Raw genomic sequence first — 14474 nt, 5'->3', positions numbered from 1 at the left:
GTCAATTCATCCGCCGGAGCGCCGATAGTCCATCAGTGACGACCTCCCTCGCAGCACCGACGGACCGCGGGCGCACCGGCTTCTGGGCCGCCATCCCGCGCGGCGCCCGTCTCGACGAGCGCGCCTTCCTCCCCAGGCACCGCGTCATCTCCGGCGTCCTGGCGGTGCATCCGCCGGTGCTGGCCGCCCTGGGGCTGTACCGGGGGGTGGGCGGCTGGCTGCTGTGGGGCCAGCTCGCCGTGATCGTGCTCCTGCTCGTCCTGGGGTTCACCCTCCGACCCCAGGTGGCACGAGCCAGCGCCGTCAGCCTCGGGCTGATGATCGGCGCGGACGTGCTCGTGCACGTCGGTGGTGGGCTCACCGACCTGCACATCTGGTTCTACGCGCTGCTGGCCCTCGTCGCGCTCTACCAGCAGTGGACGCCGTTCATCCTCGCCGTGCTCTTCGTGGCCGTGCACCACGCCGTCATGAGCCTGGCCATGCCCGAGTCGGTCTTCTCGACCCACGAGGCGCACGAGAACCCGATCGCGTTCGCCCTGCTCCACGCCGTCTTCCTGCTGGCCGAGGCGGTCTTCCTCGCCTACGGCTGGAAGTTCACCGAGGAGGCCGACCGCGGCCGCCGCGCCGAGCAGCGTCGCGCCGAGGAGCAGGCCGTCGCGCAGGCGCGGGCCCAGGGCGAACTGGCCGAGGAGCGTGCCCGCGCCGCGGACGAGGCGGCCGCTGCCCTGGCGCACCGCGAGGAGCGGGCCGCGATGGTCGAGGAGAAGCTCGCCTCCCTGCTGGAGGCCGGACGGCGCCTGGACGAGAACGTCGGGACGGCGACCGACGTGATGGCCGCCCTCAGCGCGGCCATCGACGAGATCGCCACCGCGGCCGGCACCGCGACGAGCACCGCGCACGCGGCGAGCGCCGGTTCGCGGGAAGGGGCCGAGACCGTCGCCCGGCTCGCCACGACCATGGCCGAGATCGACCAGATCGCCGGCAGCATCTCCACCATCGCCGACCAGACCAACCTGCTGGCGCTCAACGCCACCATCGAGTCCGCCCGCGCCGGTGAGGCCGGGAAGGGGTTCGCCGTCGTGGCCGGCGAGGTGAAGGACCTGGCGTCGGAGACGGCGGAGGCCACCGAGCGGATCCGGCGCGTCGTCGACGCCGTGCGGGGCGACGTCGAGGCCGCGGGCAGCGCGCTGGCCCAGGTGCAGGAGGTCATCGCGGGCGTGGTCGAGACGCAGGCGACGATCGCGGCCGCGGTCGAGGAGCAGAGCGCCTCGACCATGCAGGCGCAGGACGCGATCTCCGGTGCCTCCCGGGCGGCCACCGCGATGGCCGACGACCTGCAGCGCATCGTCAGCGAGATGTGACCGCCTGGGACGATGGCCGGGGCGGTGCGACCGGCCGCCCCCCAACCGGCTCCAGAGCCCTACCCGAGCGCTGCTCGCCAGGAGTGACCCGATGTTCCGCCGTACCGCCTCGCGGGCGTTGCTCGCCGTCGCGATGTCCGTCTCCCTGGCCGCCTGCGGCGGGAGCGACGACGACGCGGAGTCGCCCGCGGACAGCACGGCCGCGCCCACCACGCAGGCCTGCGAGGAGAGGCCGGCGACCGCCGAGCCGGCACCGGGGGTCTCCGCCGACCTCGCGGTGAAGCCCGAGGTTCCCGGGTCCGACGCGCCGCCGCCCTGCGGCCTGGTGATCAGCGACGTCGTGGTCGGGACCGGCGCGGAGGCCGTCGCGGGGACGACCGCCGCGGTCCAGTACGTCGGCACCTTCTACGAGACCGGCGAGGAGTTCGACGCGTCCTGGAGCGGCGGCGCGCCCGGCCGCCCGCTGCCCGTGCCGGTGGGGCAGGGCATGGTCATCCCCGGCTTCGAGCAGGCGATCACCGGCATGCAGGTCGGCGGCCGGCGGATCGTCACGATCCCCAGCGAGCTCGGCTACGGCGACCAGGACCGCGGCCCGATCCCCGGCGGCTCGACCCTGGTGTTCGTACTGGACCTGGTCGAGGTCAGCCCCTGACGGTCCGCTGAGCCGCACAGGACGCGTCGGCAGGGGCCGGCACGTCCTGTGCGGCCAGCCGGACGACCTCGCCGACCACCCAGACGGCGGGTGGGCGGACGTCCTCGTCGCGCATCGTGGTGCCGAGGTGCTCGAGGGTCGTCCGCACCGTGCGCTGCGTCGCCGTCGTCCCGTCGGTCACCACGGCGACGGGGGTGCCGGGTGGCCTGCCGTGCTCGACGAGGGCGGCCGCGATCGCCGCGGCGTTCTCGACGCCCATGAGGACGACGACCGTGCCGCGCAGGCGGCCGATCGCGGACCAGTCCACGAGTGACAGGGGGTGTCCCGGCGGCACGTGACCCGAGACGACGACGAACTCGTGGGTGAGCCCCCGGTGTGTCACGGGGACACCGGCGAGGCCCGGGACGGCCACGGCGCTGGTCACGCCCGGGACGATCTCGACGGGCACGCCCGCGGCCGTGCAGGCCACCAGCTCCTCCATGCCCCGCCCGAACACGAACGGGTCGCCGCCCTTGAGGCGGACCACGAGCCGGCCGGCCCGCGCGTGCTCGACCAGCCGGGCGTTGATCTCCTCCTGGGGCATCGCGCGGCCGCGCGGCAGCTTCGAGGCGTCGACGATCCCGACGCCGGGCCGGAGCCCGGCCACCAGGGCGCGCGGGCCGAGGTTGTCGACGACGACGACGTCGGCCCTCGACAGCGCCTGCTGGCCGCGCACCGTGATCAGCCCCGGGTCGCCCGGGCCACCGCCGACGAGCACCACCCGGCCGGCCCCGCGCTCGGGCCGAGGCGGGTCCTCCGCGTCCGTGGGCGCGGGCTGGGCGCTGGACGTCTCCGGGGCGCCGGGGCGGGTGCAGAAGACCCGGGCCCGCTCGGCGTCGTCGGCGACGGCCCCGTCCACCGCCGGATCCCCGGTCGCGGCGACGGCGTACCAGGCGTCCGCGAGGTCGCCGGCTGCGTAGGGACGGCGGACCCACGACAGCGCGCCGGAGCCGGCCATCGCCTCGAGCGCGGGGACGACGGCGGGGCTGACGACGGTCACGGACGCACCGGCGTGCACCAGCCCGGCGGTCGCCCGGTACCCGGCGGACCCGCCGCCGACGACGACCACCCGGCGGCCCTGCAGCCGGAGACCGACCGGGTGGAGCGTCGCGGAGGTGGAGGGGAGGGGCGCGGTGCTCATGGCACCTCCTCGGGGAGCGGGGCGGGCGGGAGGACGTCGGCGAGGGCGGCGGTGAAGGCCGCGGAGACCTCGGGTGGGCGCACCGCGACCCGCAGGTGGTCGGGGCCGAGGCCGGGGAAGGTGTCGCCGCGGCGCACCGCCCAGCCCCGGTCCCGGAGCAGCGCCCGCACCCGCGCCCCGTCGGGGACGCGGAGCAGGACGAACGACGAGCGCGGTCGGCCCTCGAGGACGACGGAGGGCGGCAGGCCGGCCACCAGGGCGGCCCGCCAGCGGTCGAGGTCGCGCGCGGCTGCCTCGGCCTCGGCCCGCGCCGCGGGGGTGGTGCAAGCGGTCAGCGTGGCGAGCGCCGGCGTGGACACGGGCCAGTGGGGCTGCGCGGCCGCCAGGCGCGCGACGAGCGCCGCGTCGGCCAGCGCGTAGCCCACTCGCAGGCCGGCCAGCCCCCACGTCTTGGTCAGGCTGCGGACGACGAGCAACCCGGGGACGTCTCGCCGGGCGGCGAGGCTCTCCGGTTCCCCCGGGACCGTGTCGGCGAAGGCCTCGTCGACCACGAGCACACGGCCCGGACGGGCGAGGGCGGCGACATCGGCTGCCGGGTGCAGCACGGAGGTGGGGTTCGTCGGGTTGCCGAGCACGACGAGGTCGGCCTCCTCGGGCACGGCGGCCGGGTCGAGCCGCCAGCCGTCCTCGGCGCGCAGCCCCACCCGGACGACCGGGTGCCCGGCCGCGCGCAGCGCCGCCTCCGGCTCGGTGAACGAGGGGTGGACGACGGCTGCGAGGCGGGGGCGCACCGCACGGGCGATCAGGACGAAGGCCTCGGCCGCGCCCGCGGTCAGGAGCACCTCGTCGACCGGGCGGCCGTGCGCGGCGGCGACCGCCGTCCGGGCCGGGCCGGGATCGGGGTACGCCGCCACGGCGTCGATCGACTCGTGCAGGACTGCGCGCAGCCAGGGCGGCGGGGCGTCGGCGCGCACGTTGACGGCCAGGTCGACCAGGCCGGGGCCCAGCTCGGCGTCACCGTGGTGGTGGAGGTCGGTCATGGGGCCGGCGCACCGGAGGCCACCGCGACGGTCACCCGGCCGCACACCGTCCTGGGGACCACGAGCGAGCCGCCGTGCACCAGGGCTGCGGCCTCGGCCACCGAACCGGTGCCCACCTCGGCCGCCACCCGGGCCGACACCGTCGGGGTCCGGACCCGGGCGAGCGCGGTCGCCGTGTGGCCGGCCAGCGGCCAGCCACGCGCGGCGGCCGCCTCCCGCAGGCCGGGCTCCTGCGCCCGTGCGTCGAGGGTCGCCACCCGCACGTCGCCGGCGCCGGCGCCGGCGGGCAGCACCGCGTCGACCGCGGCGAGCACCTCCCCGGCGCTCACCCCCGACCGCGCACCGATCCCGACCGTGATCACGTCGGCACCCCGGGGCGGTCGGGCAGCACCGCGAGCAGGCCCGCGGCGTCCCGGGGCAGGGGCCCGGCCGGCAGCAGACCGAGGTCGCGCAGCCGGGTGCCCACGGTCAGCGCCCAGGGCCGGTCGAGCCGGGCGCGGGCGAGCAGGTCGTCGTCGGCGAGCAGCAGCTCGGGGGTCCCCTGGACGACGCGCCCGTCGACCACGACCGCGACCTCGTCGGCCCACCGCAACGCCAGGTCGACGTCGTGGGTGCTCATGGCCACGGTGGAGTCGTTGTCCTGCAGCCGCGCGAGCGCCGCGAGCGTCCCGGCGACGGCGGAGGGATCGAGGCCGGCGGTGGGCTCGTCGAGCAGCAGCACGCAGGGGCGCATCGCGACCGCGCCGGCGATCGCCACCCGCTTGCGCTCGCCGTAGGACAGCTGGTGCGTCGGCCGCCCCGCCAGCCGGTCGACGGCGAGCAGGTGCAGCGCCTCGGCCACCCGGGCGCGCACCTCCGCCTCGTCGAGACCCAGGTTGAGCGGACCGAACGAGACGTCCTGGGCCACCGAGGCGCTGAACAGCTGGTCGTCGGGGTCCTGCAGGACCAGCTGGACGGTCTGCCGGTGCGTGCGCAGCCCCCCGCGGGAGTACGCCACGGGGCTGCCGTCCACGGTCACCGCGCCGGCCGTCGGGCGCAGCGCGCCGGACAGGCACCGCAGCAGGGTGGTCTTGCCCGAGCCGTTGGCGCCGAGCAGCGCCAGCCGCCGGCCGGCCGGCACGGTCAGCGAGGCGCCGTCGAGCACGGGACGGCCTCGCTCGTACCCGGCCACGAGCCCGGTGGCGGCGAGCGTCCGGTGGCTCATGCCATCACCGCGGAGGTGGCGGCGATGGAGGCGAGACCGGTGAGCGAGCAGCTGAGGAAGACCCGCGACGACGGCAGCACCTCGGGGAGCACCCGGAGCCCGGTCTCCATGCCGCGACCGGCCAGGCCCTCCTGCATCCTCCGGGCCCGGTCCCAGGAACGGGTGAGCACGGCAGCGGCGAGGGCTCCCGAGGAGCGGTAGGACCGGCGCACCGACGAGTACCCCATCCGCGCCGCCTGCGCCTCGCGGATGGTGTGCAGGCTGCCGAGCAGCACGAAGAGCAGCCGGTAGACGACCGAGGCCACGTCGACGACGGCGTCGGGCACCCGGGCACGGCGCAGCGCCGGCAGCAGATCGGACATCGGTGTGGTCGTCGCGAGCAGGAGCACAGCGGCACTCCCGGCCAGCGCGTGCCCGACGAGCGAGCCGGCGCGCGCCGCGGCGTCCGGCGCCCAGCCGGGCCCGCCGCTGCCGATCTGCACCACGGCGGTGACCGCGCCGAGGGCGATGAACGCCAGCGGCCAGCGCGCCGCCCGGAAGAAGATCCGCGCGGGCACCTGCGCCGGGCCGACGGCGAGCAGGACCGCGACGACGCCGACCAGCACGCTGCCCGGCCAGGCCGGCAGCACGAGGGCGCTGACGACGAGCCCGCCGCAGAGCAGCAGCTTGTCGCCGGGCGCGCGCCGGCGCCACGCGCTGGCCCACGCCGCGTCGTCGACGGCCAGCCCGGTCACTGCGCGCCGGCTCCTGTGGGGATCGCCGGGGTCGCCGCCCGCCGGCCGCGCAGCCGGCCGAGCACGTAGCCGAGCACGCCGGCGCCGAGGGCGGCCTGCAGGGCGAAGAGCCCGGACTCGACCTCACCTGCGGGGGAGAACAACGAGTCGAACCAGGGGGTGTAGCCGTCGGCCTCGAGCTCCTCGGTGACGGCGGCGTCGGTGCCGCCGTACTCGGAGGTGCCGCCGTCGACCAGCAGCGGAACGGCGAAGAGCGCGACGACGGCGAAGACGAGCAGCGCGTTGACCAGCGTGCGGCGCGTCATGCCGCACCTCCGGAAGGGACGAGGGGAGCGGACTTCAGGATGCCGAGCCGCTCGAGCTCCGGGCGGGCGTTGACGGTGAGCACGCGGAAGAGCAGGACGCCGAGCAGTCCCTCCCCTATGGCCAGCGGGACCTGCGTGACCGCGAAGACGCCGAGGAACTTGACCAGGGCGCCGGCCAGGCCGCTCTCCGCGTCCGGGAATGCCAGCGCCAGCTGCGCCGAGGTGGTGACGTACGTGGCGAGGTCGGCGAGGGCGACGCCGACGAAGACAGCCGGAAGCAGCCCGGCTCCGGCGGCCCGGGTCAGCCGGTAGGCGCCGTACCCGGCCCACGGGCCGACCACCGCGAACGCGAACGCGTTGGCGCCCAGCGTGGTCAGCCCGCCGTGCGCCAGCAGCAGGGCCTGGAACAGCAGGACGACCGTTCCCAGCAGTGCCATCACCGGTGGCCGGAACAGGATGGCCCCGGGACCGGTGCCGGTCGGGTGGCTGGAGCTGCCCGTGACGGAGGGCAGCTTGATGGCGCTCAGCACGAAGGTGAACGCGCCGGCTGCGCCGAGCAGCAGCGTCGACTCCGGGTTCTCCCGCACCTCCTTCACCACGGCCCGGGCGCCGTGCACGACGAACGGGGCGGCGGCGATCGTCCAGCCGGCCGCGTGACCCGCCGGCAGGAAACCTTCAGCGATGTGCACGGACGTTCTCCGATCGTTCGGCGGTGACGCAGGAGGCGACGAAGCGCTGGGCGAGCTGCGGGCTGCCGGCCCAGTGGAGGTGCAGGTAGGACGCGTGCACGGCGCCGGCGACGAAGCCCTCCGCGCCGTCTCCCGACCACCGCCAGGCGCCGGCCGCGCCGGACGGTGGGTCGGCGTGCGTGCGGTGGAACTCGTGGCCGCGCACCCGGGTGCCGGCCGCGGCGAGCACCGAGTCGGTGACGGCGACCGCGGCCCGGTAGCCGAGGGTGAGCCGGGGCGACATCGCCGTCGCCACGTCCAGCACGCCGCACATCGGCAGGCCCTCCAGGTCGCGGGCCAGGTAGAGCAGCCCGGCGCACTCGGCGGCGACCGGGGCGCCGCGGGCGGCGAGCGCGGCGACGTCGGCGCGCAGGGACTCGTTCGCCGACAGCTCGGCGGCGTGCAGCTCCGGGAAGCCGCCGCCGACGACCAGGCCGGCGGTGCCCGCAGGCAGCGACTCCTCGCGGAGCGGGTCCACGGTCACGACCTCGGCGCCGGCCGCCTCCAGCAGCTCGGTGTTCTCGGCGTAGCCGAAGGTGAAGGCCGGCCCTCCGGCAACGGCTATCCGGGGCCGGCCGGGAACGGGCGTCACCTCGGCCGAGGGGTCCCATGGGCGGGCGTCCAGCGGGGGAGCGGAGCGGGCCAGGGCCAGGACGGCGTCCAGGTCGACCGAGGCGGCGACCACCTCGCCCAGCCGGCGGACCGTGGCCAGCGCGGCGTCCGACCGCTCCGCCGCCGGGATCAGCCCGAGGTGCCGTGACGGGGTGTGCAGCTGCTCCATCCGGCGGACCGCCCCCAGCACCGGCACGCCGGCGGCGGCCAGCGCCTCCCGGAGGATCGCCTCGTGCCGGTCGCTGCCGACCCGGTTGAGGACGACGCCGCCGAGCCGGACGCCGGGGTCGAAGGTCGCGAACCCGTGCACGAGCGCCGCCACCGACCGCGCCTGCGACGAGCCGTCCACGACGAGCACGACCGGTGCCCGCAGCAGCCGGGCGACGTGCGCGGTGGAGGAGAAGCCCGGTTCGACCGAGGGGTGGCTGGCGCCGTCGAACAGGCCCATGACGCCCTCGACGACGGCGAGGTCGGCCGGCCGCGGGTGCAGCGCTCCGCGCAGGAACAGCGGGGCGATGCGCTCCTCGCCGACCATCCAGGGGTCGACGTTCCGGCCGGGCCGGCCCGCGGCCAGCCCGTGGTAGCCCGGGTCGATGTAGTCGGGGCCGACCTTGTGCGGCGAGACGGTGAGCCCGCGGGCGGCGAGCGCCGCGATGAGCCCGGTGGCGACGGAGGTCTTGCCGGCGTTGCTGGTGGGTGCCGCGACGACGATCCGCGGCACGGTCACCACTCGATCCCCCGTTGGCCCTTCTGGCCGGCGTCCATCGGGTGCTTGACCTTGGTCATCTCGACCACCAGGTCAGCGGCCTCGACCAACGCCGGGTGCGCGTCCCGCCCGGTGATCACCAGGTGCTGGGTCCCGGGGCGGTTGGTGAGGGTCTCGACCACGTCGTCGATGTCCACCCAGCCCCACTTCATGGGGTAGGTGAACTCGTCGAGCACGTAGAACCGGTGTGCCTCGGCGGCCAGGTCGCGCTTGATCTGTGCCCAGCCCTCGGCGGCGTCGGCGGCGTGATCGGTCTCGGTGCCGGCGCGGCGCGACCAGCTCCAGCCGGAACCCATCTTGTGCCAGACGACCGGACCGCCGTCGCCGGTCTGCTCGTGCAGCCGGCCGAGCGCGGTCAGCGCGTTCTCCTCGCCGACCTTCCACTTGGCGCTCTTGACGAACTGGTAGACCGCGATCGACCAGCCCTGGTTCCAGGCGCGCATCGCCATGCCGAACGCGGCGGTGGACTTGCCCTTCATCTCGCCGGTGTGCACCACGAGGAGTGCCCGGTTGCGCCGCTGCCGTGTGGTCAGGCCGTCCGCAGGGACGCTCTCGACCTGCCCTCGGGGCACCTCAGGCCACCTTCCGCGCGTCGCGGACCGTCGCCGCGAGGCCGTCGGCCGCCAGCTCGCCCATCGGGATCGTCGGCCCGCCCAGGACGGCGCCCAGTCCGGCGGCCAGCCCGAGCCGCACCGGCCCCGACTCGCAGTCGACGACGACGCCGGCCAGCCCCCGCGGCAGCGAGCAGCCGCGCCGCGGCATGCGCCTCGGCGAGGGAGGCGCCGCCACGCCCCCCGGTGGCGCGGCCGTCGGTGACGACGACGAGCAGCGGGCGGCGCTGCGGGTCGCGGATGCGCTCGATGCGCAGCACCTCGTGCGCTCGGAGCAACCCGGCCGCGAGCGGCGTCCGGCCTCCGGTGGGCACCTCGGCGAGCCGTGCCGCGGCGGCGTCGACCGACCACGTGGGCGGGAGGACGAGGTCGGCCGTGGCGCCGCGGAAGGTGATCAGCCCGACCTTGTCGCGGCGCTGGTAGGCGTCCATCAGCAGCGACAGGACGGCGCCCTTGACCGCGCCCATCCGCGCCCGCGACCCCATCGAGCCGCTGGCGTCGACCACGAAGAGCACGAGGTTGCCCTCACGGCCCTCCACCGCGGACTGCCGCAGGTCCTCGCGGGCGAGCCGCAGGCCCGGGCCGGTGCGGCCGCGCGCCCGCTGGTGCGGCGCAGCGGCCAGGACGGTGGAGGCCAGGTGCAGCTTCGTGACGCTGCCGCTCGGGCGCGTGGAGCCGACGACCCGCCCGCGCTCGGACCGGGCGCGCGACCGCCGGCCGGCCGCGCCCGCGCCGATGCCCGGCACCTCGAGCCGCCGGGCCCGGAACGTCTCCGATGGAGCGGCCGCGGCCCGGTCCGGTGCGGGGGCAGGCGTCGGCGTGGCCGCCGCCCTCGCCGCGTGGCGCCATCGTCGGCTCGCCGCCGCCGCCGCCGTCCTCCTCCGAGGAGGGGCCAAAATGGCCACTTTGGCCCTGAGGGGGGCCGCCCTCAGGGGGGCCGCCGTCGGGGCCGTCGCCGTCGGGGCCGTCGCCGTCGGGGTCGGGGTCGTCGTCCGGACGGCTGTCGGACAGCGCCTGCTCCAGCGTCTCCTCGTCGAGCCCCGGGGCGTCGAACGGGTTGCGCCGGCGACGGTGCGGCAGGGCGAGCCGGGCGGCCACCCGCACGTCGTCCTCGGTCACCTCGACGCGGCCACACCAGGCGGCGTGCGCGATGGCCGCGCGGGCGGTGACCAGGTCGGCCCGCAGGCCGTCCACGTCGAAGGCGGCGCACACCGCGGTGACCTGTTGCAGCGCGGCGTCGGAGAGGACGACGTGCGGCAGGCGGGCGCGGGCGTCGGCGATCCGGGTGGCCAGCCCGCCCTCCTCGGCCGACCACGCCGCGGCGAACCCGGCCGGGTCGGCGTCGGAGGCGAACCGCCGGCGCACCACCTCGGCGCGCTCGGCGGGGTCGCGCGGCGCGGCCACCTCGACGGTGAGCCCGAACCGGTCGAGCAGCTGCGGGCGCAGCTCGCCCTCCTCGGGGTTCATCGTCCCGACGAGCAGGAAGCGGGCGGCGTGCCGGACGGAGATCCCCTCGCGCTCGACGTAGGCGGTGCCCATCGCGGCGGCGTCCAGCAGCAGGTCGACCAGGTGGTCGTGCAGCAGGTTGACCTCGTCGACGTAGAGCACGCCGCGGTGGGCGGCGGCCAGCAGGCCGGGCTCGAACGCCTTCACGCCCTCGGTGAGCGCGCGCTCGAGGTCCAGCGAGCCGACGACCCGGTCCTCGGAGGCGCCGACGGGCAGCTCGACCAGCCGTGCGGGGCGGACCGGGCCGTCCACGGTCGGCTCGTGCGGCCCGTCGGGGCAGGCCGGGTCAGGTGCGGCCGGGTCGCAGGCGAAGCCGCAGCCCGGCACGACGGCGACCGGCGGCAGCACGGCGGCCAGCGCGCGGACCGCCGTCGACTTCGCTGTGCCCTTCTCGCCGCGCACCAGCACGCCGCCGACGGCGGGGGAGACGGCGTTGAGCAGCAGGGCCAGCCGCATGTCGTCCATGCCGACGACGGCGCTGAAGGGGTAGGTCAAGTGCGAACACGGCGCACGGGTCACGCGTCCTCTCCCCGGGTGTCCACGCCCGGAGGTGGCAGGAGCGCGACGGCGGGAGTTCCTGACTAACCGGAGAACCGGCTCACAGTGGCGGGACCGCGCCGGAATCTCACCGGGCTTCCTCCACTGCCGTCGCGTGTGGCGGCGCAATGAGACCACGAGGCGTTGGCGGCGGCAACGACCGGGCCGGGTCCGGCCGACGATCACCTAAGACCCTGTTGACTTCCTAATGGCATTAGGAGAAGGTCGATGCCATGACCGGAGTGGCACCCCTGGACCGCCGGCAGCGGCGACGGCAGGAGACGATCGAGCAGGTCCTCGAGGTCGCGGTCGAGGTGATGGCGGAGCACGGCGCCGCCGGGCTGACGCTCGTCGAGGTGGCCCGCCGGATGGGCGTCCGCCCGCCGTCCCTCTACGGATACTTCGACGGCAAGCAAGCTCTCTACGACGCCCTCTTCGAGCGCGGGTGGCGCGCCCTGCGGGAGACGCTGCAGGAGGCCGGGGCGACCGGGGAGGACGCCGACCCGATCGCCGCCCTGCGTGGCGGCACGGCCGCCCTGGTCCGCTGGGCCGTCGAGCACCCGGCCCACTCGGCGCTCATGTTCTGGCGTCCGGTGCCGGGGTTCGCGCCCTCGGCGCGCGCGTACGCGCCGGCCCTCGAACTGGACGCCGACTCCCGCGCGCTCCTGGTCCGGCTGCGGGACGCCGGGCACCTCGCCGCGGACGTGGACATCGACCGCGCCTACCGCACCTGGACCGCGCTGGTCGGCGGGGTGATCTCCCAGCAGTTGTCGAACGCGCCCGGCGAACCGTTCGAGACCGGCACCTTCACCACGGTCCTGCCCGACGTCATGGACATGTGGCTGCGCCATCACCGAGAGAACCCATCCGCCAGCTGATCCGAGGAGGTCCGTCGTGACCGCTCCTGCTCCTGCCCGTTCCCGCCCGCGGACCGCCGCCCTGGACGGGGACACCGCCTACCGGCTCGCCGCCACCGAGTACGCACGCATTCATGCCGTCCTCCGGAACCTGTCGGCGGACGACTGGAACCGGTCCACGGACTGTCCCGGCTGGGACGTCGCGGCGATGGCCGCGCACGTGCTCGGGATGGCGGAGATGGCCGCTTCGGTGCGCGAGATGGCCCGCCAGCAGCGGCTGGCCGGCAAGGCCGGCGGCGGCATCGACGCCCTGACCGACGTGCAGGTGCGCATGCACGCCGGTCTCGACGGGCCGGCGATCGTGGCCGCCCTCGAGGCCACCACGCCCCGCGCCGTGCGTGGCCGGCGCCGGATGTCCCGGCTCGTGGGCCGCGCGAAGCTGCCCGAGGAGCAGGTCATGGGGGACATCCGCGAGTACTGGCGGATCGGCTTCCTGCTCGACGTGGTCCTGACCCGCGACGTCTGGATGCACCGCGTCGACGTGTGCCGCGCAACCGGCCGCGAGCTGGAGCTCACCCCCGAGCACGACGGGGTCCTGGTCGCCGACGTCGTCGCCGAGTGGGCCCAGCGCCACGGCCGGCCCTACCGGCTGGTCCTCACCGGCCCGGCCGGCGGCCGGTGGTCGTCGGGAACGGGCGGAGAGGAGCTGGAGCTCGACGCGGTCGAGTTCTGCCGGGTGCTGTCGGGTCGGGGGAGCGGGACCGGGCTGCTCGCGCAGCAGGTCCCCTTCTGACCTCGTCCGCTCTCAGCTCCGGCCGGGCGGCAGCAGCGGCAGGTCCGGCGGGGCGCCGGTCTCGATCAGCCGCCACAGCGCCGCGGTGTCGGCGTGCTCGGCGACGAGGTCGCCGAGCCGGTCCAGCCGGGCCTCGCGGACCGCGGCGAAGTCGGTGTCCGGGGCGGGCACGAACCGGCGGCCGGTGGTGCCGGCGACCTCGGTCAGGAAGGCGCGGCGGAACCCGTCGTTCTCCAGCGCCCCGTGCCAGGTCGTCCCGGCCACGGACCCGGCGCGGGCGCCGTCCAGGAACGGCTCGGCGGCCGGGGCGCCGGAGTCCCAGTCGACGGTGACCACCCCGTGGTGGATCTCGTAGCCACGCACCGGCTGCCCGAGTGCCGACCCCGAGGGGCGGCCGAGCGTCTTCTCCGGGGCGAAGCGGACGTCGGTGGGCAGCAGACCCAGCCCGTCGACGGTGCCGGCCCGGGACTCCACGTCGTCGGTGATGGAGCGCGCCAGCATCTGGTGCCCTCCGCAGATGCCGAGCACGGGGCCGCCGGCGGCGGCGTGCCGGCGGACCGCCTCGGCCAGGCCGGTCTCCCGCAGCCAGGCCAGGTCGGCGACCGTCGACCGGGTGCCCGGGAGCACGACCAGGTCCGCGTCGGCGAGCTCCTCGGCCCGGGTGACGTAGCGGACCAGGACGCCGGGTTCGGCGGCGAGCGCGTCGAGGTCGGTGAAGTTCGACAGCCGGGGCAGCCGGGCGACCGCCACGCGCAGCACGTCCTCGCCGTGCGGCGGCGCGGTGAGGGTGCCGCCCCGGGGCACGCCGAGGGAGTCCTCGACGTCCAGCTCCAGCCCGCCCAGCCAGGGCAGCACGCCCAGGGTCGGGCGGCCGGTGAGCCGCTCGAGCTCGACCAGTCCCGGTTCGAGCAGGCGGACGTCGCCGCGGAACTTGTTGACCAGGAACCCGGCGACCAGGCGCTGGTCGGCCGGCGGCATGAGCGCGACGGTGCCGTAGAGGGCGGGGAACAACCCGCCCCGGTCGATGTCGCCGACCACCAGGACGGGCAGCCCGGCAGCGGTGGCCAGGCCCATGTTGGCGATGTCGTCGGCGCGCAGGTTGATCTCGGTGGGGGAGCCCGCGCCCTCGCAGACCACCACGTCGAACCGCGAGCGCAGGTCGGCCAGGCTGCTGAGCACCTGCTCGAGCAGCGCGGCCTTCATCGGCCGGTAGGACAGCGCGGTCACGTCGGCGACAGCCCGGCCGAGGACGACGACCTGGCTCGAGTTGTCGCCGCCGGGCTTGAGCAGGACCGGGTTCATGGCCGCCTCGGGCTCCACCCGTGCCGCGGCCGCCTGCATGACCTGGGCCCGCCCGATCTCCGCGCCGTCCGGGGTGACCATCGAGTTGTTGCTCATGTTCTGCGCCTTGAACGGCGCCACCGAGACTCCCTGGCGCACCAGCCAGCGGCAGATGCCCGCGGTGACGACCGATTTGCCGGCGTCCGACGTCGTCCCGGCGACCAGCAGCGACCCGCTCACGACCGGCTCCGGGTCAGGCGGGCGGCCACCGCGAGCGCCGCCGCGCCGAGCCAGACCGCGCGGGAGA

General features: G+C 76.2%; 16 protein-coding genes, 1 pseudogene and 1 riboswitch. Of the genes and pseudogenes, 4 read left to right on the top strand and 13 right to left on the bottom strand.

The window, feature by feature from the left end; genetic code table 11:
- Positions 1 to 35 precede the first annotated feature (35 nt).
- Positions 36 to 1361, top strand: coding sequence for a methyl-accepting chemotaxis protein (locus BN344_RS03960; RefSeq protein ID WP_040337059.1), 1326 nt, complete (start codon positions 36 to 38; stop codon positions 1359 to 1361).
- Between the two features lie 91 nt (positions 1362 to 1452).
- Complete coding sequence (locus BN344_RS03955; protein ID WP_081788344.1) at positions 1453 to 2013, top strand: FKBP-type peptidyl-prolyl cis-trans isomerase; 561 nt, start codon at positions 1453 to 1455, stop codon at positions 2011 to 2013.
- Here BN344_RS03955 and cobA read toward each other — a convergent pair.
- The 12 genes and pseudogenes from cobA to BN344_RS03905 form a co-directional block, all read right to left on the bottom strand.
- Positions 2003 to 3193 (bottom strand): uroporphyrinogen-III C-methyltransferase, encoded by a 1191-nt coding sequence (gene cobA, locus BN344_RS03950; RefSeq protein WP_051515530.1) that lies wholly within the window; start codon positions 3191 to 3193, stop codon positions 2003 to 2005. The two genes, BN344_RS03955 and cobA, sit on opposite strands and share 11 nt — an antisense overlap.
- Complete coding sequence (gene cobC, locus BN344_RS03945) at positions 3190 to 4233, bottom strand: Rv2231c family pyridoxal phosphate-dependent protein CobC (protein WP_040337058.1); 1044 nt, start codon at positions 4231 to 4233, stop codon at positions 3190 to 3192. The genes cobA and cobC overlap by 4 nt, the downstream gene beginning before the upstream one ends.
- A complete protein-coding gene (locus tag BN344_RS03940; protein ID WP_040337057.1) occupies positions 4230 to 4595 on the bottom strand; it encodes a cobalamin biosynthesis protein in 366 nt (121 codons plus the stop codon). The genes cobC and BN344_RS03940 overlap by 4 nt, the downstream gene beginning before the upstream one ends.
- Positions 4592 to 5437: an energy-coupling factor ABC transporter ATP-binding protein gene (locus BN344_RS03935; protein WP_040337056.1), complete on the bottom strand. Its 846-nt coding sequence runs from the start codon at positions 5435 to 5437 to the stop codon at positions 4592 to 4594. Before BN344_RS03935 ends, BN344_RS03940 begins: the two co-directional genes overlap by 4 nt.
- The gene (cbiQ, locus tag BN344_RS03930; protein WP_051515529.1) at positions 5434 to 6171 is read right to left on the bottom strand and encodes a cobalt ECF transporter T component CbiQ; all 738 of its coding nucleotides are present in this window, start codon (positions 6169 to 6171) and stop codon (positions 5434 to 5436) included. The genes BN344_RS03935 and cbiQ overlap by 4 nt, the downstream gene beginning before the upstream one ends.
- Positions 6168 to 6476 carry an energy-coupling factor ABC transporter substrate-binding protein gene (locus BN344_RS03925; RefSeq protein WP_051515528.1) on the bottom strand — a complete coding sequence of 103 codons (309 nt, stop codon included), beginning with the start codon at positions 6474 to 6476 and terminating at the stop codon, positions 6168 to 6170. Before BN344_RS03925 ends, cbiQ begins: the two co-directional genes overlap by 4 nt.
- Positions 6473 to 7165 (bottom strand): energy-coupling factor ABC transporter permease, encoded by a 693-nt coding sequence (locus BN344_RS03920; protein WP_040337055.1) that lies wholly within the window; start codon positions 7163 to 7165, stop codon positions 6473 to 6475. Before BN344_RS03920 ends, BN344_RS03925 begins: the two co-directional genes overlap by 4 nt.
- Positions 7152 to 8543 (bottom strand): cobyrinate a,c-diamide synthase, encoded by a 1392-nt coding sequence (locus tag BN344_RS03915; RefSeq protein WP_040337918.1) that lies wholly within the window; start codon positions 8541 to 8543, stop codon positions 7152 to 7154. Before BN344_RS03915 ends, BN344_RS03920 begins: the two co-directional genes overlap by 14 nt.
- Complete coding sequence (cobO, locus tag BN344_RS03910) at positions 8540 to 9154, bottom strand: cob(I)yrinic acid a,c-diamide adenosyltransferase (protein ID WP_040337054.1); 615 nt, start codon at positions 9152 to 9154, stop codon at positions 8540 to 8542. Before cobO ends, BN344_RS03915 begins: the two co-directional genes overlap by 4 nt.
- 1 nt (position 9155) lies before the next feature.
- Positions 9156 to 9344, bottom strand: a complete 189-nt coding sequence (locus BN344_RS20575; protein WP_231486639.1) for a vWA domain-containing protein — start codon at positions 9342 to 9344, stop codon at positions 9156 to 9158.
- 64 nt (positions 9345 to 9408) lie between these two features.
- Positions 9409 to 9660, bottom strand: a pseudogene (locus BN344_RS20570) (VWA domain-containing protein); the annotation flags it as partial.
- A gap of 58 nt (positions 9661 to 9718) precedes the next feature.
- Positions 9719 to 11194: an ATP-binding protein gene (locus BN344_RS03905; RefSeq protein WP_231486483.1), complete on the bottom strand. Its 1476-nt coding sequence runs from the start codon at positions 11192 to 11194 to the stop codon at positions 9719 to 9721.
- 65 nt (positions 11195 to 11259) lie between these two features.
- A riboswitch (adenosylcobalamin (AdoCbl) riboswitch) is annotated at positions 11260 to 11352 on the bottom strand.
- 117 nt (positions 11353 to 11469) lie between these two features.
- Here BN344_RS03905 and BN344_RS03900 point away from each other — a divergent pair.
- Both BN344_RS03900 and BN344_RS03895 read left to right on the top strand, forming a co-directional pair.
- Positions 11470 to 12114 carry a TetR/AcrR family transcriptional regulator gene (locus tag BN344_RS03900; protein WP_051515527.1) on the top strand — a complete coding sequence of 215 codons (645 nt, stop codon included), beginning with the start codon at positions 11470 to 11472 and terminating at the stop codon, positions 12112 to 12114.
- A gap of 16 nt (positions 12115 to 12130) precedes the next feature.
- The gene (locus BN344_RS03895) at positions 12131 to 12886 is read left to right on the top strand and encodes a maleylpyruvate isomerase family mycothiol-dependent enzyme (RefSeq protein WP_040337053.1); all 756 of its coding nucleotides are present in this window, start codon (positions 12131 to 12133) and stop codon (positions 12884 to 12886) included.
- A gap of 12 nt (positions 12887 to 12898) precedes the next feature.
- Here BN344_RS03895 and BN344_RS20115 read toward each other — a convergent pair whose 3' ends face one another.
- Positions 12899 to 14407, bottom strand: a complete 1509-nt coding sequence (locus BN344_RS20115) for a cobyric acid synthase (RefSeq protein WP_040337916.1) — start codon at positions 14405 to 14407, stop codon at positions 12899 to 12901.
- Positions 14408 to 14474: the final 67 nt, after the last annotated feature.

The sequence above is a fragment of the Candidatus Blastococcus massiliensis AP3 genome (genome assembly GCF_000582785.1).
Classification (GTDB): domain Bacteria; phylum Actinomycetota; class Actinomycetes; order Mycobacteriales; family Geodermatophilaceae; genus Blastococcus; species Blastococcus massiliensis.
Note: the sequence above shows the minus strand (reverse complement) of the source record. Positions and strands in the feature narration are given on the sequence as shown.